24 protein-coding genes are annotated in these 22,885 nt (G+C 30.0%); 11 read left to right on the forward strand and 13 right to left on the reverse strand.

The window, feature by feature from the left end:
* On the reverse strand, window positions 1-987 hold a 987-nt coding region (locus ACTTAY_RS03935), incomplete at its 3' end, for an acyltransferase family protein (protein WP_440672450.1).
* 329 nt (window positions 988-1,316) lie between these two features.
* Here ACTTAY_RS03935 and ACTTAY_RS03940 point away from each other — a divergent pair.
* From ACTTAY_RS03940 to ACTTAY_RS03955, 4 genes are all read left to right on the forward strand, one after another.
* Window positions 1,317-1,655, forward strand: coding sequence for a hypothetical protein (locus tag ACTTAY_RS03940; RefSeq protein ID WP_440672451.1), 339 nt, complete (start codon window positions 1,317-1,319; stop codon window positions 1,653-1,655).
* A 56-nt stretch (window positions 1,656-1,711) separates the two neighbouring features.
* On the forward strand, window positions 1,712-2,176 hold the full coding sequence (locus tag ACTTAY_RS03945) for a hypothetical protein (protein ID WP_440672452.1): 465 nt from the start codon (window positions 1,712-1,714) through the stop codon (window positions 2,174-2,176).
* A gap of 208 nt (window positions 2,177-2,384) precedes the next feature.
* Window positions 2,385-2,528, forward strand: coding sequence for a hypothetical protein (locus ACTTAY_RS03950; RefSeq protein WP_440672453.1), 144 nt, complete (start codon window positions 2,385-2,387; stop codon window positions 2,526-2,528).
* 194 nt (window positions 2,529-2,722) lie between these two features.
* The gene (locus ACTTAY_RS03955) at window positions 2,723-2,950 is read left to right on the forward strand and encodes a hypothetical protein (RefSeq protein WP_440672454.1); all 228 of its coding nucleotides are present in this window, start codon (window positions 2,723-2,725) and stop codon (window positions 2,948-2,950) included.
* On the opposite strand, the gene ACTTAY_RS03960 is transcribed toward ACTTAY_RS03955, so the two are convergent.
* The 6 genes from ACTTAY_RS03960 to mobA are packed head-to-tail and all read right to left on the reverse strand — an operon-like array spanning window position 2,943 to window position 9,150.
* Window positions 2,943-3,992, reverse strand: a complete 1,050-nt coding sequence (locus tag ACTTAY_RS03960; protein WP_440672455.1) for a threonine aldolase family protein — start codon at window positions 3,990-3,992, stop codon at window positions 2,943-2,945. The two genes, ACTTAY_RS03955 and ACTTAY_RS03960, sit on opposite strands and share 8 nt — an antisense overlap.
* Before the next feature lie 2 nt (window positions 3,993-3,994).
* Window positions 3,995-5,110, reverse strand: a complete 1,116-nt coding sequence (locus ACTTAY_RS03965) for a serine/threonine protein kinase (protein ID WP_440614666.1) — start codon at window positions 5,108-5,110, stop codon at window positions 3,995-3,997.
* A 5-nt stretch (window positions 5,111-5,115) separates the two neighbouring features.
* Complete coding sequence (locus ACTTAY_RS03970) at window positions 5,116-6,333, reverse strand: aminopeptidase P family protein (RefSeq protein WP_440672456.1); 1,218 nt, start codon at window positions 6,331-6,333, stop codon at window positions 5,116-5,118.
* 6 nt (window positions 6,334-6,339) lie between these two features.
* A complete protein-coding gene (locus ACTTAY_RS03975; protein ID WP_262589588.1) occupies window positions 6,340-7,245 on the reverse strand; it encodes a DMT family transporter in 906 nt (301 codons plus the stop codon).
* A gap of 49 nt (window positions 7,246-7,294) precedes the next feature.
* Complete coding sequence (locus ACTTAY_RS03980) at window positions 7,295-8,548, reverse strand: molybdopterin molybdotransferase MoeA (protein ID WP_440672457.1); 1,254 nt, start codon at window positions 8,546-8,548, stop codon at window positions 7,295-7,297.
* On the reverse strand, window positions 8,545-9,150 hold the full coding sequence (gene mobA / locus ACTTAY_RS03985; RefSeq protein ID WP_440672458.1) for a molybdenum cofactor guanylyltransferase: 606 nt from the start codon (window positions 9,148-9,150) through the stop codon (window positions 8,545-8,547). Before mobA ends, ACTTAY_RS03980 begins: the two co-directional genes overlap by 4 nt.
* A gap of 42 nt (window positions 9,151-9,192) precedes the next feature.
* Here mobA and ACTTAY_RS03990 point away from each other — a divergent pair, with 42 nt between their 5' ends.
* Genes ACTTAY_RS03990 through ACTTAY_RS04015 form a run of 6 tightly spaced genes read left to right on the forward strand, consistent with a single transcriptional unit; the run spans window position 9,193 to window position 16,801 of the window.
* On the forward strand, window positions 9,193-9,591 hold the full coding sequence (locus ACTTAY_RS03990) for an iron-sulfur cluster assembly scaffold protein (RefSeq protein WP_440654614.1): 399 nt from the start codon (window positions 9,193-9,195) through the stop codon (window positions 9,589-9,591).
* Window positions 9,592-10,068 (forward strand): HPP family protein, encoded by a 477-nt coding sequence (locus ACTTAY_RS03995; protein ID WP_440672459.1) that lies wholly within the window; start codon window positions 9,592-9,594, stop codon window positions 10,066-10,068.
* A gap of 2 nt (window positions 10,069-10,070) precedes the next feature.
* Window positions 10,071-10,910, forward strand: coding sequence for a formate dehydrogenase accessory sulfurtransferase FdhD (gene fdhD, locus ACTTAY_RS04000; protein ID WP_440672460.1), 840 nt, complete (start codon window positions 10,071-10,073; stop codon window positions 10,908-10,910).
* A gap of 16 nt (window positions 10,911-10,926) precedes the next feature.
* Complete coding sequence (locus ACTTAY_RS04005; protein WP_440672461.1) at window positions 10,927-12,582, forward strand: NADH-ubiquinone oxidoreductase-F iron-sulfur binding region domain-containing protein; 1,656 nt, start codon at window positions 10,927-10,929, stop codon at window positions 12,580-12,582.
* Window positions 12,582-15,350 carry a formate dehydrogenase subunit alpha gene (gene fdhF, locus ACTTAY_RS04010; protein WP_262589595.1) on the forward strand — a complete coding sequence of 923 codons (2,769 nt, stop codon included), beginning with the start codon at window positions 12,582-12,584 and terminating at the stop codon, window positions 15,348-15,350. The genes ACTTAY_RS04005 and fdhF overlap by 1 nt, the downstream gene beginning before the upstream one ends.
* A 5-nt stretch (window positions 15,351-15,355) precedes the next feature.
* Entirely contained in the window at window positions 15,356-16,801 is a 1,446-nt protein-coding gene (locus tag ACTTAY_RS04015; RefSeq protein ID WP_440672462.1) for a protein adenylyltransferase SelO, read from the forward strand.
* Here the strand turns inward: ACTTAY_RS04015 and ACTTAY_RS04020 are convergent, their stop codons facing one another.
* Complete coding sequence (locus ACTTAY_RS04020; RefSeq protein WP_440672463.1) at window positions 16,802-17,905, reverse strand: NAD(P)/FAD-dependent oxidoreductase; 1,104 nt, start codon at window positions 17,903-17,905, stop codon at window positions 16,802-16,804.
* A 2-nt stretch (window positions 17,906-17,907) separates the two neighbouring features.
* A complete protein-coding gene (locus tag ACTTAY_RS04025) occupies window positions 17,908-18,375 on the reverse strand; it encodes a TspO/MBR family protein (RefSeq protein WP_440672464.1) in 468 nt (155 codons plus the stop codon).
* A gap of 21 nt (window positions 18,376-18,396) precedes the next feature.
* On the opposite strand from ACTTAY_RS04025, the gene ACTTAY_RS04030 reads away from it, so the two are divergent.
* Window positions 18,397-19,155, forward strand: coding sequence for an SDR family NAD(P)-dependent oxidoreductase (locus tag ACTTAY_RS04030; RefSeq protein ID WP_440672465.1), 759 nt, complete (start codon window positions 18,397-18,399; stop codon window positions 19,153-19,155).
* On the opposite strand, the gene ACTTAY_RS04035 is transcribed toward ACTTAY_RS04030, so the two are convergent.
* The 4 genes from ACTTAY_RS04035 to ACTTAY_RS04050 are packed head-to-tail and all read right to left on the reverse strand — an operon-like array spanning window position 19,156 to window position 22,879.
* Entirely contained in the window at window positions 19,156-19,695 is a 540-nt protein-coding gene (locus ACTTAY_RS04035; protein WP_440613940.1) for a DUF3833 domain-containing protein, read from the reverse strand.
* A gap of 10 nt (window positions 19,696-19,705) precedes the next feature.
* On the reverse strand, window positions 19,706-20,884 hold the full coding sequence (locus tag ACTTAY_RS04040) for a class I SAM-dependent methyltransferase (protein ID WP_440672466.1): 1,179 nt from the start codon (window positions 20,882-20,884) through the stop codon (window positions 19,706-19,708).
* The gene (locus tag ACTTAY_RS04045) at window positions 20,884-21,648 is read right to left on the reverse strand and encodes a DUF1365 domain-containing protein (RefSeq protein WP_440672467.1); all 765 of its coding nucleotides are present in this window, start codon (window positions 21,646-21,648) and stop codon (window positions 20,884-20,886) included. The genes ACTTAY_RS04040 and ACTTAY_RS04045 overlap by 1 nt, the downstream gene beginning before the upstream one ends.
* A complete protein-coding gene (locus ACTTAY_RS04050; RefSeq protein ID WP_440672468.1) occupies window positions 21,641-22,879 on the reverse strand; it encodes an NAD(P)/FAD-dependent oxidoreductase in 1,239 nt (412 codons plus the stop codon). Before ACTTAY_RS04050 ends, ACTTAY_RS04045 begins: the two co-directional genes overlap by 8 nt.
* Window positions 22,880-22,885 lie beyond the last annotated feature (6 nt).

Genomic DNA, 22,885 nt, shown 5'->3' on the forward strand with positions numbered 1-22,885 from the left:
GTAACTTATTAAAGATAATATAGTTGACAAAAGTATACATAATATTTTTTTTTCATTCGAAAAATTTTCAAAAAAAGATCTAGCAAAAACAATCACTGGTTGATGCCAAAGATATAAACTAAAACTAATTAGACCAATACCAGCCAGTAATTTAATGGATAAAAATTTTTTTAGATAACAATCATTATCGGTAAATAATATTATTAATGCAGTTCCTAGAGTTGGAAATAATGTGTAAAAAGAGGGGTGAAGTGTTTCATACTCAAATAAAAATATTGAAAATAAAATTGATAAGAATCCCAAGGTAGAAAAAAAATTTTTCCAGAATTTTTTAATTGATATTTTATTATATAAAATTAAGTATGCACAAATAGATCCTAATAATAATTCCCAAGCTCTACTAAATGTGAAGTAAAAGTTTAATATACCCGATGTTTTTAATTCAGTAATATGGCAAAATAATAAGCTTGTAGTAAATAAAAATATAAAAAAAATAACAATATATTTTTTTAAATATTTATTTAATAAAATTAACACTAATGGAAATATGATATAAAACTGTTCTTCAATTGAAAGGCTCCAAGTATGGACTAAAGGTTCATTTTCATATAATTCTTTTACATATGGTGTGTGTTTCCAAAAATAAAAATTAGAATAAAATAATAATGAAGGATTTATACTTCTGAAAAAATAATACACATCATATTTTGATAAAAATATAAAAGATAATAACGAAGTAATTAATATTACGAATATTAATGTAGGTAAAATTCTTCTTGCTCTTCTCTCATAAAATTTTTTTAACGAAAAACTTTTATCATTAAGTTCATTAATAATTAAATTAGTAATTAAATATCCACTTATGACGAAAAAAATATCTACCCCTACATATCCTCCTTGAAAAATTTCAAAACCAGCATGAAAAAAAATTACAGGTAATACTGCCAATCCTCTTAAACCGTCAATTTCTTCTCTATATTTAATCATATTTTATAATATAAACACTAACCATACTCGAATTTGAAGAGACACAATAAATTAGACACTGTGAACAAAGAAAACGCAAGTAAACTCTGGAAAATTATTCAGGAAGCTGGCGATTATTTGGTGGAATAGAGGGACACCCTAGTACACACTACCTCACACTAGTAGACACTAGTTATGCAGATAATAGAAAATTGATTTAAAATAAATCGTAGAAAGACTCATCTATTTAATCAAAAAACTTGATGTCAAACTTGTAGAAAAAAAGATAAATCAAATAGTCTTTTTTTAAGCAAATAGACTCTCTGTTCAGGATTTGGTAATCTTGGATTATGAAAAAAATATTAATTGTTATCTTAACTTTATGTTTTTGTTATTCTAGTGCATTTGCTGGTCTTTTAGATATTGGATTTAGCGATAAATTAAAAAAAATATCGCCGGGTGATAATATTTCTATTGTAGAAAAGAAACTTGGAAAACCTGATGGTTTTAAGGTTAGAGGTGAATTTACAGTATACCACTATAACCACAAACTTATAAGTAAATGGGCTTGGGACAGAGCAGACTTTCATGTAATTTTTAAAAATAGTAAAGTTACTGAGTATGGAATGGGAGAGGTTAGAGAAAAAGATGTTGGAGGAGTTCAAACTCTATTCATCTACGCTTACTAAATTGTTTGAGATATTGATTGCCTTGGAGCTTGCATTTTTAACTTATAAACTTTTATATGATTAATTTAAAAAAAATCTTCCTCACTATTCTGTTCACCTTGGTTCTAAGTGGGGGTGCTTTTGCTGAAGAGCTAACATTAAATTGCAAATTTATTTCAGGTGAAGAAACAAATGAACGATATCAGAGTCAAAAAAAATTAAATAATGAAATGGATGTTACATTAATTTTGAATACAAAGTTAAAAAGAGTTCTTAAGGCGCCATATCATTATGGAGCCAAAAGTGGTATGTGGTCAGATGATTTGTCTCATGGAAAAGACAATTGGAGTGATACAGAAATTTCTTGGCAACATTTTAGTAGATTAAAAAAAGATGAGAAAATACAATTATTTTATTCGGCAAAATTAAACAGATATAGCGGTCAAATGGAAACTAAAAAGCTATTAAGATATCCAAATAGTGATGACCATATTGGAACTGATAGTATGTATCAATGTTCAAAAAAAGATAAGTTATTTTGATGAAAACATTTAAGAAAACATTCAACTTTTATGTAACCGATAATGTAATTGATAATTACATACATAGTATTTTACAAGGACCTCAAGTTGATCCAGAAGATGAAATTGAAGTGGAAGTTGATAGGGATAATTATAATTGTTATGTGACTTTGAGCATTTTTGATAGAGTGTTGCATTGATAGAATTTTTAGACAGGGTTTTGAACTAAATGGTTGAAATTGCTGCGTTCATAATAGTTGCTTATGTGTTTTTAGTAATTTTAGGAGCAATGATTGAAACAGGGTGTCTTGGTGGTATATTGAGATTTTTTGGTATCATAATTATAGGGTTAATTATTTTTGTCATACTTTAGTTTAAATATTAATTAAATTATTAAATTTATGCTTGAAGTAATAATAGCCATAGAACTTGTAGCTTTGGCTTATGCAATATATTCTAGTAGCCAATGAAAAAAATTCTATCGATCTTGGTTTTAGGTTATAGGATTATATAGGACAACTTGTAGAATACTTGTAGAGAAAAAGATAAAACATAATTTAAAGCATAGTGAATAAAGAAAACGCAAGTAAACTCTGGAAAATTATTCAGGAAGCTGGCGATTATTTGGTGGGGCAATTACCTGACCATCCAAATCATCCAAAAGGAAGAAACCCCTATGCTCATGTTGCTATCTGCGTAAAAAGTAAATTCAATGCAAGTTATAGGGATATTCCAGACGAACAGTTTGATGAAGTGATAAATTATATTAAGTTTTTAAAAGAAAATCCTAGTTAGCTTCAATTGTATTTAACAATTCATTAACATCACTATCTTTAGTATTCCAAGCAGCAACCAATCTTACAGCTTTACCATCCAATTCTTCTTCATTCATTTTGTAACCATTTGAGTTTAGATGTTCTATTTTTTCTCTTGGAAATTTTGCAAAAACTTCATTTGCCTCAGTTGGGTAAGCAATTTCAATATCATTATGTTTACTTAAACCATCGCTTAATTTTTTACCCATTGCATTTGCATGCTTTGCATTTCTCAACCAAACATCATTTGAAATATAAGCATCTAACTGTGCAGATACAAAACGCATTTTAGACAATAAGTGCCCAGCTCTTTTCATTAAAAAGGCAATATCCCCTACTAATTCTTTCTTAAAAAATATGATTGCTTCAGCTGCTAAACATCCATTTTTAGTTGCTCCAAATGACAATACATCAACCCCTGACTTCCAAGTCATTTCAGCAGGAGTTACATCTAAAGATACCAATGCATTAGCAAATCTAGCACCATCCATATGTAAATTTAAATTATATTTGTGAGTGACTTCTGCAATTTTTTTGATTTCATCTAATTGATAAACCTCTCCTGTTTCACACACTTGAGTAATGCTAACTGATGAAGGTTGAGTGTGATGAACAATACCTTTTCCACCTATAGATTGATGTAATTCTTCTGCAGTTATTTTTCCCATTATTCCAGTTAAAGGGATTAATTTTCCACCTCCTGTATAAAATTCAGGTGCACCACATTCGTCAGTATTAATATGGGACATTTTATGACAATAAATATTTCCATACGAAGGTGTCATCGTAGATAAAGCCAAAGCATTAGCAGCTGTACCTGAAGCAGTTGGAAAAACAATTACCTCTTTTTCAAATATTTCTGAAAACTTATCTTGTAATTCAGTTGATAAAGGATCATTTCCATAGGGAGTACTATCTCCTTCATTTGCTTTAATGATTGCCTCTAATACTTCAGGGCAAGCACCCGCAATATTATCTGATGCGAATTTAACTCGCTCTCTTTTTGTTTTTATTTTAGCCATTGTTATTGTTTTGGAAAATAATCTTTTAAAGTGCCTTCTCTATATACATCTGCTGTACAACAATGAAGTCCTCCACCAAAAGCATAAGCATCTCTAAGCTCTACTGGTACTACTTCCATTCCTAATTTATCTAACTGCTCAGCTTGATAAGTTTCACTTTTCTCTACACAAACTGTTTTAGGATCTAAAACTAAAACATTCATTGATAACCAAGTTGAAGAATAACATAGTGGTGGTGGTTCGTTATGAGCTGGTTGAGCACTATCAACAATTTCCCAACCATTATCTTCAAAAAGTTTTCTTTGTTCTTTTGGCAATCTTCTTTGAGGATTATTGATAATTAAACCTTCTTTTATTGGGGTAAAGGTTGCATCAATGTGAATAGGATATGGATCTCCTGGAAAATTTACTGCATGTACTCTGTGATCTTTATAATGTCTCTTTAGCCAATCAATTCCTTTTAAATTAGTTGTAAATCCATGTTGAACAACCAAGTCTTTTCCAAATCTCAATACATCTGCTGCATCAAACAATGGCTCTTCTTCAGTAGTTACAAAATATTTTTTTTCAGTCCACTCTAATCTTTTTTGAACCCCAATTTTATCTGATAGATAATCTTTTCTATAATCTGCATCTGTTAGTCTTGGCTTTGGAGCAGACTCGTGTCTCATGTTAGGATCTTGATTGTAATAATCTTTAAGTAATGGTCGGTAACATAGATATTCAAACCAACGACATCGATAACTCATTGTTGCTTCTAAAATTTCATTACCAACAGTTAACAAAACATCTCTTGGAGGCATACAACCAAACATAGTTTCTGCTTCCCAATCTGGTGTTGATGTTTTTTGATTAAAATCAATTGGTGTTGGTCGATCAACTTTAATGCCTCTTTTTTGAAGCATGTTTGAAAAGTTATCTAATAATTCATTTGCCTTATCGACGGTGTCTTTGGTTCTTGGACCAAACTGTCCTCTCATATCACTATCTTCAGGAACTTTTGCATCTAATGCTGGCTCTGGTGCTGGAATACAAGTACCATCCGCTCTCCCAACTATAACGTGTTTTAACGGATCCCACTCATTCCAACTATTAACAATAGTTTTATTCTCACTCATAAAGATTAGTTTTTTATAATATTATGCTCAGGGCCGAAAGGAAATTTTGTAATATTTTCTGCTCCATCTTTACCAATCACTAATATATCGTGTTCCCTATATCCACCAGCACCAGGATTACCTTCTGGGATCATGATCATTGGCTCCATAGACACCACCATATTTTCCTCAAGAACAGTATCAATATCTTCTCTTAATTCTAAACCAGCTTCTCTTCCATAAAAGTGAGAAAGCATACCAAATGAATGACCATAACCAAATGTTCTGTACTGAAGATAACCAAGTTCTGCAAATAATTCATTTAGCTCATGACAAATGTCTGAACATTTAACACCTGGTTTGATTAATTCTAATCCTCGCTTATGCACTTTAACATTTGCTTCCCAAGCTTTAAGTGATGAATCATCTGCATGATCCAAAAACAAAGTTCGCTCTAGTGCAGTATAATATCCTGAGATCATAGGAAAAGTATTTAAAGATAAAATATCTCCTTTAACTAATTTTCTATTAGTCTTTGGATTGTGAGCTCCATCTGTGTTGATACCAGATTGAAACCATACCCAAGTGTCCATGTATTCTGCACCTGGATAACTTTTAACAATCTCTCTTTCCATTCTATCTCTTGCTGCTATTGCTACTTCGATCTCAGTGTTATCTTCTCTAATATTTTTAGCTATTTCTTCACCACCAATGTCTGCAATCCTTGCACCATTTCGAATGATCTCAATTTCTTCATCAGATTTAATCATTCTAAGTTTCATTAGATCTTTTGAAACATCACTAAATAGAGAGAAAGTAAAAATAGATCCTATTTTTTCTCTCATATCTAAAGTGACATGATCATTTTCAATTCCAATGTTTTTTGGAGGCTCATCTCTTCCAATAATTGATACAATTGCTCTTAAAAAATTATCTCTTTTCCAATCAGTATAAATTACATTATCACAATGAGATCTACGCCAAGGTTGACTTGCATCAATATTAGCTGAAATTGTTGAGATTTTATCCTGAGTAATGACACATCCGTATGGTCTACCAAAAGAACAATAAATAAAACCTGTATAATATGCAACGTTATGCATGGATGTTAAAATAATCATATCTAAATTATTTTTATCCATCACTGATCTAAGTTTACTTACTCGATCGTTATACTCTTTATCTGTAAATGGTAATTTTACTTTTTCACCATTTTTAAGTTCAAAAAAATCAGGTCGTTCCATTATAATTTAATTTAATGCTATGTAGCGTTTATTCCATCTCATAATTAAACTGTAGTAGAATAAAGATACAAACAGAAAAAAACCTCCAATAATTGTATTTGTTGATGGCACTTCGTTAATTCCTAAAATTGGTAACCAAACCCAAAATATTCCACCCACAACTTCTGTTAAAGATAACAATGTTAACTCAGCAGCTGGAATAGCTTTTGAACCAATTGAATATAAAATTAATCCTGAACAAACTAAAAATCCATGTAGTGAAAATAATGAACTATTATAACTTGTAGCAAAGAATGCTTGTCCAGTAGACAAAATCATAATTGATGCAAACACAAAACAAAAGAAACCAGCAAAAGCAACTGTTGTAAACTTAGGAGTTTCTTTTCTCCATCTTAGTGAAACTGAAAATACTGAAAAACCTATTGAAGAAGTTAATCCAAATACAAAACCAATTAAAGATTTTTCACCAGTATTACCAATTGCCATTATCAATATACCAGCTGAAGCAATTATAATTGATATCCAAACATTAAGTGAAATTCGTTCTCTAAGAAATAAAAATGCCAAAAGAGCTGTAAAAAAAGGCATTGCAGCTAAACAAAGTAAAGTAACAGCAGCGCTGGTGTTTGTTATAGAATAAATAAACGTGATCATTGCAACTCCAAGACCTGAGCCACCAACAATTCCTGATAATCCTATTTTATAGTAATTTTTGTAGAAGTTTTTTCCTTCTTCAAAATACAGATAGAGATTAAGTAGAATAAAAATAGTTAAACCTCTTCCAAATATATACTGCCAAGGAACAAGATTGGGACTATCCATATACCTTACAACCAAAGGTCCAAATGACCATAATATGCCAGCAAACAGTACAATTGGGACAGCAAGTTTTGGATTTCTTAACTCTAACATTTGTAGAAATCTAATTCTAAAAAGATTTTTCTACAACAAAAATACGTTTCTAAATCAAAGATTGATTAGAATGGTTGGGGAAAAAACAATCTAAGATATCCCCTTTTTTAAATTTTGATTTCCCCGCTGGCAACAAAGACCAAATGTTTGATTTAACAAAAGACTTTACTCTAAAAGACTCTTGCCCTTGCAAAATCTCAACTTCTATTTTTCCATTTTTAGTTGTGCTTAATTTGCTTTTTGCAAACCTTGTAAAATTCTGCTTTTTTGAAAAGCTGTTTTTTAAAGTTGCCCTAATAGGATGTTCTTCACTTAGCCCTAAAATGTTTTCCATAAAAGGAATAACAAAAAATCTAAAGCAAGCAGATGACGACATTGGATTACCTGGAAGTCCAAAGATTGCCTTTTGTTTTCCTTTAATTTTTGCAAATAAAATTGGTTTTCCTGGTCTGATTGCTACACTTTTAAAATAATTGGATAATTTAAATGTTCTAACAATACTTGGAATATAGTCATATTTTCCAGCAGAAACAGCGCCTGAAGTTATCAATATATCAGTATCACTATTTATAAGTTTCTTAATTTGTGATTTATAAATATTTAGATGATTGTCTCTAAGTATTCCACCATTTTTAAAATTGAATAAAAAATTTTCTTTAAGATTTTTTATATAATGACTATTAGAGTTTCTAACTTTCCAGTTTGGTATATTGTCTTGGTCAGTAATTTCATTTCCTGTTGAAAAAAATAAAATATTAATTTTCTTTTTAACTTTAATCTTTTTTATCCCCAAAGTTTTAAAAGCTAAAATATGATTTGGTTGAATAATTGTATTTTTTTTGACAACCATCTCACCTTTTTTAAAATCTGAACCTGTGAATCTTACATGGTTAAATTTTTTAATTTTTTGATTAACTAATATGTATTTTTTATTATTTTTATTTGGATAAAAAACGATTTGTTCTATTGGAATAATTGTATCAAAACCTTTTGGAATTATACCACCTGTCATTATTTCAACAGCATCATATTTTTTAATTTTTTTATTTAATGATTTTGTTCCTGCTGCAATAGATCCAATTATTTTAAATTGTTTTGGTGAATTTTTCTTAATTCCATTAGTATCTTTTGATTTAACTGCAAATCCATCAAATGCAGCGTTATCTCCTGATGGATAATTGATCTTTGAATAAATATTATCTGAAATCACTCTGTTAAGAGAATTTTCACTTAATATAGTTTCATCTTTAATTTTAATTTTTGCTTTTTTTAAAATTTTTCTAGATTGATCGTAACTAATCATTTTTTTAATAATTCTTTAGCTTGTTCTAAATCTTCTTTTGTATTGATATTAAAGAAAGGATCTTGATTTGGAAACTCCATATTAATTGTTTTAACTCCAATACTATTAGCCCACAATTCAACTTTTCTAGCTCCTTTTTCTAGATCATTTTCTAATTGATCTAATAAATTCATCGACCATAAACCAAAGATGTTATGCCTGGTATTTTTTGATTTTATAAAAAATAAACTACTTTCATTTTCATCAATTTGATTAATGAATTGCTCTAAAATTTCTTTTTTAAAAAAAGGAGTATCTACTGGAAAAGTTGCTATCCATTGATAGTTTTTATTATGATCTGTTGCCCATTTCATTGCTGAAAGAACTCCGCCTAGAGGACCAAGATCTTTTTTAATATCTCCAATTAGTGAAATTTTATCTGAATTAATAAACTTAATTGAATTATTAGATACTATTAATACTTCCTTAAATTCATCAATTATTTCTGCCAAAATGTAATCAATTAATATTTTGTCAGCTAACAATATCTGAGATTTGTCTTCACCAAACCTTTGTGACTTCCCGCCTGCTAGCACTGTTCCTAAAATATTGTTATGTTCCATTAATAAAATATAAAACATTCAAAGTTGAATTAAAGAAATTAAATGGATTTAAGAATTTTAGAAATCGCGTCTCACACAGAAAATAACAAAGTATTAGAAAACTTTACTCACAAATCAAAAAACAAAAATCCTATTTGTGGAGATGAAATGGAAATAAGCTTAATTGTCAAAGATGATGTTGTAAAAGATATGGGTTATCAGTGTAAATCTTGTATTTATTGCCAAGCATCTGTCAGCTTATTATCTAGAAAAATTAAGGATAAAAACTTAAATGAAATAAAAGATTTTGTTACAGCTGGTGAAAAATTGTTTGAAGATGTTAAAGTTAGTCTAGAAAAACACTGGAAAGATTTTAAAGAAATTTTAGATAAAAAAAATCTTTCAAGGAAAGAATGTTTGCTTTTACCTTTAAGAACAATTGTTAAAGCATTAAAAATTTAAATGATCAAAATCACAAAACCATTATTACAAAAAGCATTGATTGCAGGTTTTTTTTCAACAATCACTATAGGGGTACTTACAGTATTAACTTACAAAAGTACTCTTGGATATTTTATTGCAGCATCATTTGGCTCATCTATGGTTTTATTGTTTGGATTTCCTGAAAGTCCTTTTGCTCAACCAAAAAATGTTTTCTTTGGACATTTGTTAACTGCTTTAGTGGGGGTGTTATTTGTTAATTTTATTTCACTTCCAATTTATATGAGTATTGCATTTGCAGTAGGTATAGGAGTTTTCTTAATGATTTTATTAAATGTTGTTCATCCACCTGCAGGAGGAAACCCAATAATTGTAATTATTGGTAGTGCTTCTTATGATTATTTAATTAATCCAATTATTTTTGGATGCATCATAATTTTATTACTAGCGATCATAATCAATAAATATTTATTGCAAAGAAACTATCCTTTAAAATAATTATGAATTCAAAATATAAAGTTTTAAAGTATTCATCTAATAATTTTAAAGACGTTGAAGATTTAGTTTCAATTGAAGAACCATTAGAGATTTCTTTAAAGTATAAAGAAAATGATAATTGGGTTGAACAAACTTTATCTATTACAATGAGAACTCCTGGTAATGATGAAGATCTTGTAAGAGGATTTTTATTTAATGAACAAATTGTAAAAAGTTTAAATGATATTGATAGTATTGAAAGTTATGGAGACAAAGTTGGTCAATATAAAATTCAAAATAAAATACTAGCAACACTCAATAATTCAGAAAATGTAAATATATCAAAAATCAAAAGAGATTTTTTAACCAACTCCTCTTGTGGTGTTTGTGGCAAATCTTCATTGGATGCACTAGAGATAATTAAAACTACAAAGACAAATTCCTCGGAACCTAAAATTTCAAAAGATGTAATTATACAATCTCCGGATATTTTAAGAGAAGGTCAGTCTGAATTTAGCAAAACTGGTGGTATCCATGCGAGTGGTCTATTTAATAGTGATGGAAAATTGATAGCTCTAAGAGAGGATGTTGGAAGACACAACGCTTTAGACAAACTTATCGGTTGTGCTTTGGAGAAAAACCAATTTGATCCAAAAGACCAATTTATTACGTGTTCTGGGAGACTTAATTTTGAGCTAGTTCAGAAGGTTTTAATGACAGATATTGGTATTATGATTGGGGTTGGTGCGCCAACAAGTCTTGCTATCGATTTAGCTAATAAGTTTGACATTACCCTCATAGGTTTCGTAAAGAGGGACAGTTTTAATATTTACACAAATAACAAAAAAGTTAAGGTGGAATAATAAAAAAAGGGTAATTGTGTCAAAAAATATAAGTAATTTATCTGGAAGAATAGGCCTAAAAGACAATCTATTTAAGCAGATTTCAGAGAACACATTAAGTGAAAACCCTCAAGATATTAAAGAAATTGCAAAAAAACATAACCTTGGAGTTTCAACACTTCACGGTGCTGAATCTTTTTATGAATTTTTAAGACCTTCACACAGAGAAAAAAAAGCTTTCGTATGTAATGGTAGTGCATGCATGTGTGCTGGTACTCAAGACAAACTAAAAGATAAATTAAAAGAAAAATTAGGTGATGACAAAGTCGGAGAGATGTTTTGTCTAGGTCATTGTTATGAAAATCATGCATTTCACTATGATGGTGAAAATTATGCTGGAAAAGATATTGAAAAGATTGATCAAATTTTAAAAGGTGAAGAAATCAAACAAGAAAAATTTTTCTCTAAGAGCTATGCTACAACAAGTTTTTTAATGGATGATAAATTATCATCAACAGATCAATTTAAAGAACAACTAAGTAAATTTTTAAAAACAGATAAAAAAGAAATAGTAAAATCATTATTAGACTCAAACCTTACAGGAAGAGGTGGTGCAGGTTTTCCAACAGGAATGAAATGGGATTTCTGTAGTAAAGCAAAAGGTGATAAGAAATATGTTATCTGCAATGCAGATGAAGGTGACTCAGGAGCTTTTTCAGATAGATACCTGTTAGAAGATCAACCATTGAAAGTTATTTTTGGAATGGTGCTTTGTGGATTTGTAATAGGAAGTGATGAAGGAGTTTTATACATCAGAGGTGAGTATCCAAAATCTATTGAAGCGATCAATGGATGTATTAATGAACTTAAAAAATTAAATTTACTTGGTGAAAATATTTTAGGAACAGATTTTTCTTTTGATCTTGGAATTTGTATCGGTCAAGGTGCATATATTTGTGGAGAAGAAACAGCTTTGATAGCTTCTATTGAAGGAAGAAGAGCTGAAGTAGATGTAAGACCTCCCTTCCCGGTAACAGAAGGGTTATATAAAAAACCAACTGTAGTTAACAATGTTGAAACTTTAGCTGCAGCAACTGGAATTCTATTAAACGGATCGGAAAAATTTTCTTCAGTTGGAAATAAAAAGTCAGCTGGAACAAAATTAGTTTGCTTAGATAGTTTTTTTAACAATCCTGGTGTTTATGAAATTGATATGGGAACACCAATGAAAAAAATATTTAATGAAATTGGTGGTGGATACAAAGAACCTGTTAAAGCTTTTCAAATAGGTGGCCCTTTAGGTGGGGTTGTTCCTTTAAGTGAAATAGAGAATTTAAATCTAGATTTTCAAGAGTTTACTGGAAAAGGTTTTATGTTAGGTCACGCAAGTGTAGTTAGTATTCCAAAAGATTTTCCAATGGCTGAATATATTCATCATTTATTTGAATTTTCTGCAGAAGAGTCTTGTGGGAAATGTTTTCCTGGAAGACTTGGATCTTACAGAGGAAAAGAAATGTTTGATCAAGCTAAGAAGAAAACAGCTAAAATTCCTCTAAAATTACTAGAAGAGTTGTTGGTTACTATGCAAAAAGGCTGCTTATGTGCTCTATGTGGAGCAATCCCAACTCCTATTCAAAACATCCTAAAATACTTTGGTGATGAAATGAAAAATGATATGGTGAAAGATAATTAATGAGCTCTGAGAAAAGAAAAATTGCTTATATTGATGGAAAACCTTACGAAATAGGTCCCAATCATACATCTATTTTAAAATTTGTTAAAAGCTATGTTGGTGAAAAAAAAGTGCCAACTTTATGTGATGACCCTAACTTAGCGCCATATGGAGCTTGTAGAGTTTGTTCAGTTGAAGTTGCTTTAGAAAAAGATGGTCCAACTAGAGTAGTTGCATCTTGTCATACACCAGTTGCAGAAAACCAGCACATATTTACTTCAAACGAAGCATTAACAAGTCTTAGAAAAAATATTGTTGAGTTGGTTTTAACTGATCACCCTATGGAATGTGATACTTGTGAAGTAAACAATAACTGTGAACTTCAAACGGTTGCAAATGATTTAGGTGTTGCTGATCATAGATACAATAGTCCTAAGCAACATAAAGGAATTCCAAGAGATACTTCTCATGATTATATGAGAATGAATTTAGATAACTGTATTAACTGTGGAAGATGTGTCAGAGCATGTGATGAAATTCAAGGATCATTTGTTTTAACAATGAGTGGTAGAGGATTTGAATCTAGAATTACAACTGATAACGATATGATGTTTGGAGATAGTTCTTGTGTATCATGTGGAGCTTGTGCTCATACATGTCCAACGGATGCAATTTCAGATGTATTCCAATCTAAATCTGCAGCTGTAGACAAAAAAGTTAGAACAACTTGCTCGTACTGTGGTGTTGGTTGTAACTTAGAAGCATCTATTAAAGATGACAAGGTGGTTGCAATAGATACTCCTAAACAAACAGAAGTAAACGCTGGTCATACTTGTATTAAAGGAAGATACGCATTTAGTTTTTATGAACACCCTGACAGATTAAAAACACCGTTAATTAAAAGAAATGGAAAGTTTGAAGAAGCAAGTTGGGATGAAGCATATGACTTTATCAAAAAAGAAATGAATAGAATTACAAAAGAAAACGGACCAGATGCTTTTGCTGGAATTTCTTCTGCAAGATGTACAAACGAAGAAAACTATGTTTTCCAAAAAATGATTAGAGCAGCTGTTGGAACTAACAGTGTCGATTGTTGTGCAAGAATTTGTCATTCACCTACAGCTTGGGGTATGCAGCAAACATTTGGAACAGGTGCTGCAACTAATTCAACAGAAGATATTTATCATGCAGATTTATTTTTAGTTATTGGTGCAAACCCAACTAATGCTCACCCGGTAACAGGAGCAAAAATTAAACAGCAAGTGATGAAAGGTAAAAAATTAATTGTCCTTGATCCAGTAACAACTGAATTAGCTAAACTTGCAGATTATCATATCAAACTTAGACCTGGAACTAATGTTGCGGTTCTGAATATGATGTTACACTTTATTATTAAATCTAAACTTTATAATGCTGACTTTGTAAGAGATAGAACAGAAGGTTTTGATAATTTCTTAAAAGAAATTGAAAGACAAGATGTTGATCAGTTAGCAAAAGTTGCTGGTGTAGACAAACAATTAGTTAAAGAAGCTGCAATTGCTTATGCAACAGCTAGAAATTCAATGGAGTTCCACGGATTAGGAGTTACTGAACACGAACAAGGTTCTAAAACAGTGATGTTAATTGCTGATTTAGCAATGATTACAGGAAATATTGGAAGAAAAGGTGTTGGTGTAAATCCACTTAGAGGCCAAAATAATGTACAAGGTGCTGCGGATATGGGATGTCAGCCTCACCAAGGTGCAGGTTATTTTGAAGTAGCAGATGAAAACAATCAAAAATTTTATACTGAAAAATATGGTGTAACTCACCCTACTAAACCGGGTTTAAAAATCCCTCAAATGTTTGAGGCTGCAATCAGTAAAGAACTAAAAGGTTTATGGATTATTGGTGAAGATATAGTTCAAACAGATCCAAATAGTGCACATGTTATTGAGGCAATGAACTCATTAGAGCTATTGGTAGTTCAAGAAATATTTATGAGTGAAACTGCAAAACTTGCAACTGTAGTTTTACCTGGAACTACTTTCCTGGAAAAAGATGGAACTTTTACAAATACTGAAAGAAGAATTCAAAGAGTTAATAGAGCAGTTCCTCCATTACCAGGTACAAAACCAGATGGACTAATTGTAACTGAGATGATGCAAAAATTAGGTTTTGATCAACCATCTTATGATGCAGATCAAGTATTAGCAGAGATTGCTGATGTGGTACCATTCTTTAAAGGTGTTACTAGAGAGAGACTTGGTAAATTAGGATTACAATGGCCTGTAAAAGAAGATGGAACAGATACACAAATTCTACACACAGAAACATTTAAACTTGGAAAAGGAAGATTGAAAAACTTTGATTGGAAAGAATCTAGTGAGATAGAAGCTAATCAAAAAGATTATCCATTAATTTTAACTACAAGTAGAGTATTACAACACTACAATGCAGCAACAATGACAAGAAGAACAAAAAATATAAACATTGTTGATGAGGATGTATTACTAATTCATCCAAAAGATGCAGCTCATAGAGATTTAAATACGGGTGATATTGGAAGATTATATTCTGGAAGAGGAGAAGTTGCTTTAAAAGTTGAAGTAACAGACAAAGTTAAAGAAGGAATTGTATTTACAACATTCCACTTCCCAGAACATATGGTCAATATGGTTACTGGTCATGGAAAAGATGAAGAAACAATGTGTGCTGAATACAAAGTTTCATCTGTTGAAGTTCAAAAAATTTCTAATCAATTTAAAACAGAAGTTAAGCCAAAAGAACATCAAGCTGAAGTTAGTTAATTAAAATGACCATCGGTTGGCATTTTGATAATTCATATTCAAAACTATCAAAAACATTTAAAGAAGATATTAAGCCTACTCCAGTTCATGAACCTGAACTTGTTATTTTAAACGAAGAACTTGCTAAAAATTTAAATTTAAATTTTTCAGGTATAGATAAAAAAAAATTAGCTGAAATATTTTCAGGAAATAGTTTGCCTGATGGAACTAATTCAATTGCACAAGCATATGCTGGTCATCAATTTGGTCATTTCACGATGCTTGGGGATGGAAGAGCAGTTTTATTAGGAGAGCATATAGATAACAAAAATCAACGTTTCGATATACAATTTAAAGGTTCAGGAAGAACCTCTTTTTCTAGAGGTGGTGATGGAAGAGCAGCCTTAGGTCCAATGCTAAGAGAATACATAATTAGTGAGGCAATTAACGCTTTAAATATTCCAACAACTAGAAGTCTTGCGGTTGTTAAAACTGGAGAAAAAGTTGTTAGAGAAAATTTGTTAAATGGAGCAATTTTAACAAGAGTTGCATCCAGTCATATTCGAGTTGGCACTTTTCAATACATTGCAGCCACTCAAAATCTTGAGGATCTTAATACATTGGTCGATTACACAATTGATAGACACTATCCAGAAATTAAATCCTCTAAAAATAAAGCTTTAGATTTATTAAGTCTTGTAATGGAAAGACAATGTCAATTAGTAATCAACTGGATGAGGGTGGGATTTATTCATGGAGTGATGAACACTGATAATATGGCTATTTCTGGCGAAACAATTGATTATGGTCCGTGTGCTTTCATGGATCAATATGATCCAAAAACTGTATTTAGCTCTATAGATAAATTTGGAAGATATGCTTTTTCAAATCAACCACCAATTACAAAATGGAATTTAGCAAGATTTGCAGAATGTCTCATCCCACTAATTGATAAAGATGAGGATGCAGCAATTAAAATTGCAACAGAGTTAATTGATAACTTTCAAAATATTTATGAAGAAAAATGGTTAAATATGATGAGAGATAAACTTGGTTTATTTGGTGAAGATAAAAATGATCTAACATTAATTAATAAACTTTTAGATTGGATGAAAAATAATAATGCAGATTATACAAACACCTTCTGTCATTTAATGGGTGTTGGGTTTGATGATGAAGTTTACAAAAATGATGATTTTAAAAATTGGACCAATGAATGGGAGAAAAGATTAAAACTAAATAATTCATCTGATAAATACTTAGAACTGATGAAAAAAACTAATCCTGTTGTTATACCAAGAAATCAAAAAGTAGAAGAAGCTCTAGCAGACGCAGACAAAGGAAATCTAGAAACAATGAATAAGCTTTTAAAAGTTTTAACTAATCCTTATTCTGATCAAGAAAATATTATTGAATTTCAAAAACCTGCACAATTAGGCAATGAAAAATATCAAACTTTTTGTGGAACCTAATTATAAAACGTATGGCTCAGGCCTAGCGCTTTTTCCTAATACTCTTTCAACTGAAAAATCACTAATATCAATTGTCTGATACGAACCAGTTGTAATCAATTCAGTTAATGCCCTTCCAATCCCTGGGGCTTGCATTAATCCTCTTCCTGTAAAACCAGTGGCCATATAAACATTATCGTACTTAGGATGTTTTCCAACAACAGCATTATTATCTAATCTGTTACAATCGTAGTAACCTGCCCATCCTCCAGTTAATTTTAATTCTTCAAAAGCTGGTATTCTTTTTGCAAGTGCTGGCCAGACTAATTCTTCAAAATCATTCCATGCTGGTTCTAAATCTTTTGCATCAAATACTGATAATGGTGATCCTGCTAAATACTCTCCACCCTCAGGTCTCCAATAAACACCCGTAGTTAAATCACCAGTTAGAGGCATTTCTTTTATATATGTTGGACATTTTACTCTGAACACTGTGTGTTTTTGAGGTTCAACAGGAATGTCTTCTAATAATTCTTTCGTCCAGCAACCAGCTGCAGAAACAATTGTTTTAGCATTTATCTCTGAAAGACTTTTAACCTCTCCTTTTATAAATTCTGCTCCAAGTTCTATTGCCTTACTTTTCAGTGCACTATGAAACATAAAAGGATCAATCCATCCTTCACTTTGATTATCTGTGTAAGTAGCAGTCTCAACACCTTCATCATTTATATATGGAAATACTTTCGATAGCTCTGAGCCTTTAATATTTTTTGTACCTGCATCACATTCCTTATGATTTTCTAAAGCTTTATATTGTTCTTCAGCATGTTCGGGACCAAACATCAAAAGATAACCATTGGTTACCATACTTGCTGTTGGATTAGGATTTTTTTCAGTTTTTAACAATTCTGGTATTTGAAAAATAAATTCTCTTGCAAATTTACCAAGTAAGATATTTTCTTTTTGAAAAAATTGTCTTCTAAAACCTCCTAAAGACAAAGGAAATGAAGCTGTTTTGTATGTTGGATCTCTTTCAATAACATTAACTTTTCTTCCTTCTTTTGAGAGAAAATAAGCAGTTGCTGCCCCAATTATTCCACCGCCAACTACAACAACATCATCCATAATTAATTCAATATAATCAAACTAGTATTTAAAATTAGAGCAAAGCAACACCAAAGTAAATATGGAATCATTAAATACGAGCTCACCATTGTGACGCGTCTATATCTTATGATTAGATTGATAATAAATGCAATTAACACAACTAATACTAATAAAGCTAAAACCATATTGTGAAATACAAAGAAAACTATACTCCAAGTTGCATTGAAAACTAAATGAATAAAATAAATATAAACTGTATTCATCTCTTTACTTTTGGAATGCCAATACATCCAAATAGAAATTGTCATCAATAAATATAAAATTGTCCATACTGGACCAAACACCCAGTCTGGTGGATTAAAAACAGGTTTATTTAATAGAGAATACCAAGGCTCCTTGAAAGTAACTGTAGCTAATCCTCCAATTAATGAAGCTGAAAATGTAATGATAAGAAATAATATAAATGTTACAATTTTATTTTTTAACATAATGTTTATACATAACAAAAAATGAGCAAAAAAACTATTTGGATAACTGGTGGCAGCACAGGAATAGGTAAAGCCTTAGCAATTAAATTTGCAAACAAAGGATGGAATGTTGCGGTATCTGCGAGAAGAGTTGAACTTTTAGATGAACTTTCAAAAAATTATGAAAATATTTCATCATTTCCATTAGATGTTACTGACAAAGCAAAATGTATAGAAGTTTTCAATCAGATTAAAAATAAGTTTGAAAATATTGATATATGTTTTTTTTCAACTGGTACATGGAATCCAAAAAAAGAAAAAGAAATCGATGTTGAGCAAATGGAAGATGTTTTTAAAGTAAATTTTTTTGGAACAGTGAACTCCATTAAAGCAGTGGAACAATATTATAGAGAAAGAAAAAGTGGTATAATCACTATAGTTTCATCTATTGCTGGTTATAGAGGATTGCCTAATTCAACTGGTTATGGACCATCAAAATCTGCACTAAATAATTTAGCAGAAAGTTTATATTTTGATTTTAAAAGGTACAATGTTCGTGTTTGTTTAGTTTCTCCTGGTTTTATTAAAACACCTATGACTGATAAAAACGATTTTAAAATGCCATTTCTAAAAACACCTGAATTTGCTGCTGATCAAATCTATGATGGCTTGATTAATAAAAATGTTTTTGAAATACATTTTCCAAAAGCACTTACTTTAACTTTAAAGTTCTTTAGTTTTCTTCCGAGTAAACTTTATTTTAAATTAGTAGGAAAGATGACTAAGCATCAAAAGAAATAATTAATCTTTAACGAATACAACCGTTAACTCTGCTACCTTAAATCCAAACTTAGTCATTGTAGCTCTGTTGATTGCAACTCTTTCATCTTGCTTAAAGATCCAATCATCAAAAGTAATTTTTAATTCTTTTCCTTTAACTGGAACTAATAAAACATACTCAAATTTGAATGCTGGTCCGTAAGAATATCCTATTGCTTTTCCAACAACGTCCCCTGCTGTACCTTCATAATTATGTTCATCTATTTTAGTAATTGTCCACTCTCGGTCTTGAACCTCACCATCGTCCCAATTAAATTTTTCTTTTAAAATTAGTTGTTTGCCATCCCATGTTCCGTCTAAATCGGCTGAGAATTGTCTTGTAACTTTTCCTGATCGATTTTGCAAAACACCCCAAGCTTTAACGTTTCCTGTAAGGTATTCTTCAATAATTAACCTAGGTTCTTTATTTTTAAAATCTTCTGGTTTCATGGCACTATTATTTGAGCAACTTGTAATTAAGAAAGCCAGAATTATCAACGAAATTGATTTAATTATTTTCATATTATTGGTGTTATTTATTCTGCATTGAAAATTGAATCAAATCAATATTTTTAGATTTAAATCCAGCTTCACAATAAGATAGGTAAAATTCCCACATTCTTTTAAAAGTCAGATCAAATCCTTGATTTTTAATTTGATCCCATTTTCTCAAAAACTCTTCTCTCCAGATAGCTAACGTTTCTGCATAATGATCTGCATAAGAAATGTACGAATTAATTGTTAAGCCGTTATCTGAAACGTATCTATTAATGCTATTTTTGTTAGGAAGAAATCCTCCTGGGAAAATGTATTTTTGAATAAAATCCTGTTTATTTTTGTATCTATCAAACAAACTATCATCAATGGTTATTGCTTGAATTGCAGCCTTCCCACCATTCGATAAATTATCTTTTATTGTTTTAAAATAACTCTCTAAATAATTTTGCCCAACTGCTTCGATCATTTCAATTGAAGCGATCGAATTATATTTTCCTTGAAGATCTCGGTAATCTTTAATCTCAATATTTACTTTTTCATTTAGACCACATTTATGAATTCTCTCTTTTGCGTAATCGAATTGTTTTTTAGAAATAGTAATACAGTCTAATTTCACATCATATTTCTTACCTAAATATTCTGCAAAACCACCCCACCCACATCCAATCTCTAAAACCTTGTCACCAGAACTAGGTTTGATTAGATCAATTAATTTTTGGTATTTATTATTTTGCGCAACACTTAAATTTTTTGAACTATCATCAAAGATTGCACTTGAATAAGTTAAAGTATCATCTAGCCACAATGAAAAGAAATCATTTCCAAGATCATAATGTTTTGCAATATTTTCCTTACTTCGACTTTTTGTATTTTTGATTATTTTATTTTTTATGAAATTGATTACAGGCAGATCAAGCAAACCTGAGAATTTATATATCACTTGAATATTTCTAGCTGTTAACTCAATTAGATCTGAAAGATTATCAGTTTCAAATTCACCTCTCATATAACTTTCAGCAAAACCAATGCTTCCACCTCTAATTAAATTATAATTAAAATTTGGATTTTTTATCTTAATATTTGCCTTTAAAGATTGATCAGGGTTACCAAACTTTAATATCTCATCTTCATAGGTAGTTATTTCAAGGTATCCATTTTTAATTTTACTTAAAAATTTAAAAACCAATTTATCTGCAGCTCTATTTAATAACATTAATTTTCAATCGTTAAATTGTTTCTTATTTTTATTTTTTTTTTAATAATCTTAATTCCTTTCATCCATAATTTAAAGGCCTCAAAATGGATTGCTGATATTATTTTTATAGTCATCAGGGGGTGCTTTAAATATGATTTTAATAATTGACTGCTATTTAAGTTTGTTCTTTTTCCATCTTGAGATGCAAATAAAATTTTTCCTTCTTGATCGTATTGATCAATGATTACAGAAAGTTTTTCATCAGGATTAAGAATTCTAAAAAAATACTTACAATTCATTTCTATAAAAGGTGAAACATGAAATTTTTTAGAACAATTATTCTGAATTAATTTATTTTCACTATCTACTCTAAAAACATAAGTATGTTGCTCACCAAATGTATTTTTCACCTCATATAATATAGATATTAATTTATCATTTTGGTTATAAACAAAAAAGATACTTAGAGGATTAAACACATATCCAAAAATCCTTGGATAACAGAGAAGCTTAATTTTAATATCTACAGTCTCTATTTTATTTTGTTCTAAATTTTTTTTTACCCACTCTTCAAGAGAAGATCCGTCACGTTCACCATGATCCTTTTCATGAAAACTAATTAAATTGAACTTATTCAATGAGAAGAAGCTTATTTCTTGATCTATTTTTCTTAATTCTGATAAATCAATTAAAAGTGAGAAGACGCTATACTTAAAATAGTGCTCTTTTGGTTTGAAACGTTTATGGATTACTTTTCCGTTATATATACATGAGTTAGTCATTTAGGTATTTTAGCATTTCAATAGATGATTTTATTCCATCTTCATGAAAACCATAACCAAAATAACTCCCACAAAAAAGCAAATCTTTTTTATTTTGTAAACTAGATAGTTCTGATTGAGCATCTAGTGCTTGTTGATCATAATAAGGATGAGTAAATTTAACTATTTTAAGTATTTTACTCTCATCAATTTCGAAATATGGATTAAGAGTTAAAAAAATGTCCTGATCGCATTTAAGGTTTTGTAAAAGATTTAACCAATAAGTAATAGAGTTTTTTTCTAAATCTTTATCATTGATTGATGAATTCCATGAAGACCATGCCTTTTTATTTTTTGGCATCACTCTTTTATCAGTATGAATATATGCAATATTTTCTTTATAACTAAAATTAGATAAAATTTTTGTCTCTTCATTAGTAGGATTATCAATCAACTTTAAAGCTTCATCAGCGTGAGCTGCTATTACAACTTTATCATAATCAAAAAATTCACTTTCGCCACCATAATATAAATCTAACCCTTTTGACTTTCTTATAATTTTTTTAATTTTATAATTTTTAAAGTATTCACCACTTATCTTTGAAATTACTTTATTCACATAAGTTCTACTTCTATTGGTTACGGTATACCACTGAGGTCTATTTTTTAGTTTAAAGAGTCCATGATTTTGAAAAAATTTTAAAAAAAATGTTATTGGCATCTTACTTGCTTCATAAGGTGGCATAGACCAGATTGCAGATACCATTGGAATGATATGGTAATCAATAAACGTTTTTGATAGTTTATTATTTTCCAAATATTCACCTAAAGTTAGTTTTTGATCTCTAACATTTATTTGATCACTATTTTTATAAAATTTAATAATATCAAAAAACATTTTTAAAAAATTAGGATTAAACAAATTAGATCTATTTGAAAAAATTCCATTTAAACCTTTTCCACAATATTCAAAGTTTGTATTTTCTACTGATACAGAAAATGACATGTCACTTTTTTCAATCTGAACATCATTTTCTTTAAAGAAATTAATTAAATTTGGATAGGTTTGAAAATTAAATACAATAAAACCAATATCTACAGATACTTTCTTTTCATCAAAAATTAAATCTATTGTATGAGAATGACCACCAAAATGATCTTCTTTCTCAAAAAGATCTACATGATGTTTTTTTGATAAATAATAAGCAGCACTTAAGCCTGATATACCAGAACCGACTACGGCAATTTTCATTAATGG

Origin of the sequence: Candidatus Pelagibacter sp. HIMB1715, assembly GCF_052047595.1 — a bacterium.
Taxonomy (GTDB): Bacteria; Pseudomonadota; Alphaproteobacteria; order Pelagibacterales; family Pelagibacteraceae; genus Pelagibacter.

Excerpts from the sequence above, each read along its gene's own strand:
- ACTTAY_RS04015 (WP_440672462.1), top strand. The coding sequence starts at position 15,356 with ATGACCATCGGTTGGCATTTTGATAATTCATATTCAAAACTATCAAAA.
- ACTTAY_RS03990 (WP_440654614.1), top strand. The coding sequence starts at position 9,193 with ATGGATTTAAGAATTTTAGAAATCGCGTCTCACACAGAAAATAACAAA.
- ACTTAY_RS03980 (WP_440672457.1), bottom strand. The coding sequence starts at position 8,548 with ATGATTAGTTACGATCAATCTAGAAAAATTTTAAAAAAAGCAAAAATT.
- fdhD (WP_440672460.1), top strand. The coding sequence starts at position 10,071 with ATGAATTCAAAATATAAAGTTTTAAAGTATTCATCTAATAATTTTAAA.
- ACTTAY_RS03970 (WP_440672456.1), bottom strand. The coding sequence starts at position 6,333 with ATGGAACGACCTGATTTTTTTGAACTTAAAAATGGTGAAAAAGTAAAA.
- ACTTAY_RS04050 (WP_440672468.1), bottom strand. The coding sequence starts at position 22,879 with ATGAAAATTGCCGTAGTCGGTTCTGGTATATCAGGCTTAAGTGCTGCT.
- ACTTAY_RS03945 (WP_440672452.1), top strand. The coding sequence starts at position 1,712 with ATGATTAATTTAAAAAAAATCTTCCTCACTATTCTGTTCACCTTGGTT.
- ACTTAY_RS03950 (WP_440672453.1), top strand. The coding sequence starts at position 2,385 with ATGGTTGAAATTGCTGCGTTCATAATAGTTGCTTATGTGTTTTTAGTA.
- ACTTAY_RS04030 (WP_440672465.1), top strand. The coding sequence starts at position 18,397 with ATGAGCAAAAAAACTATTTGGATAACTGGTGGCAGCACAGGAATAGGT.
- ACTTAY_RS03940 (WP_440672451.1), top strand. The coding sequence starts at position 1,317 with ATGAAAAAAATATTAATTGTTATCTTAACTTTATGTTTTTGTTATTCT.
- fdhF (WP_262589595.1), top strand. The coding sequence starts at position 12,582 with ATGAGCTCTGAGAAAAGAAAAATTGCTTATATTGATGGAAAACCTTAC.
- mobA (WP_440672458.1), bottom strand. The coding sequence starts at position 9,150 with ATGGAACATAACAATATTTTAGGAACAGTGCTAGCAGGCGGGAAGTCA.
- ACTTAY_RS04020 (WP_440672463.1), bottom strand. The coding sequence starts at position 17,905 with ATGGATGATGTTGTTGTAGTTGGCGGTGGAATAATTGGGGCAGCAACT.
- ACTTAY_RS04025 (WP_440672464.1), bottom strand. The coding sequence starts at position 18,375 with ATGTTAAAAAATAAAATTGTAACATTTATATTATTTCTTATCATTACA.
- ACTTAY_RS03995 (WP_440672459.1), top strand. The coding sequence starts at position 9,592 with ATGATCAAAATCACAAAACCATTATTACAAAAAGCATTGATTGCAGGT.
- ACTTAY_RS04040 (WP_440672466.1), bottom strand. The coding sequence starts at position 20,884 with ATGTTATTAAATAGAGCTGCAGATAAATTGGTTTTTAAATTTTTAAGT.
- ACTTAY_RS03965 (WP_440614666.1), bottom strand. The coding sequence starts at position 5,110 with ATGAGTGAGAATAAAACTATTGTTAATAGTTGGAATGAGTGGGATCCG.
- ACTTAY_RS04045 (WP_440672467.1), bottom strand. The coding sequence starts at position 21,648 with ATGACTAACTCATGTATATATAACGGAAAAGTAATCCATAAACGTTTC.
- ACTTAY_RS03960 (WP_440672455.1), bottom strand. The coding sequence starts at position 3,992 with ATGGCTAAAATAAAAACAAAAAGAGAGCGAGTTAAATTCGCATCAGAT.
- ACTTAY_RS03975 (WP_262589588.1), bottom strand. The coding sequence starts at position 7,245 with ATGTTAGAGTTAAGAAATCCAAAACTTGCTGTCCCAATTGTACTGTTT.
- ACTTAY_RS04035 (WP_440613940.1), bottom strand. The coding sequence starts at position 19,695 with ATGAAAATAATTAAATCAATTTCGTTGATAATTCTGGCTTTCTTAATT.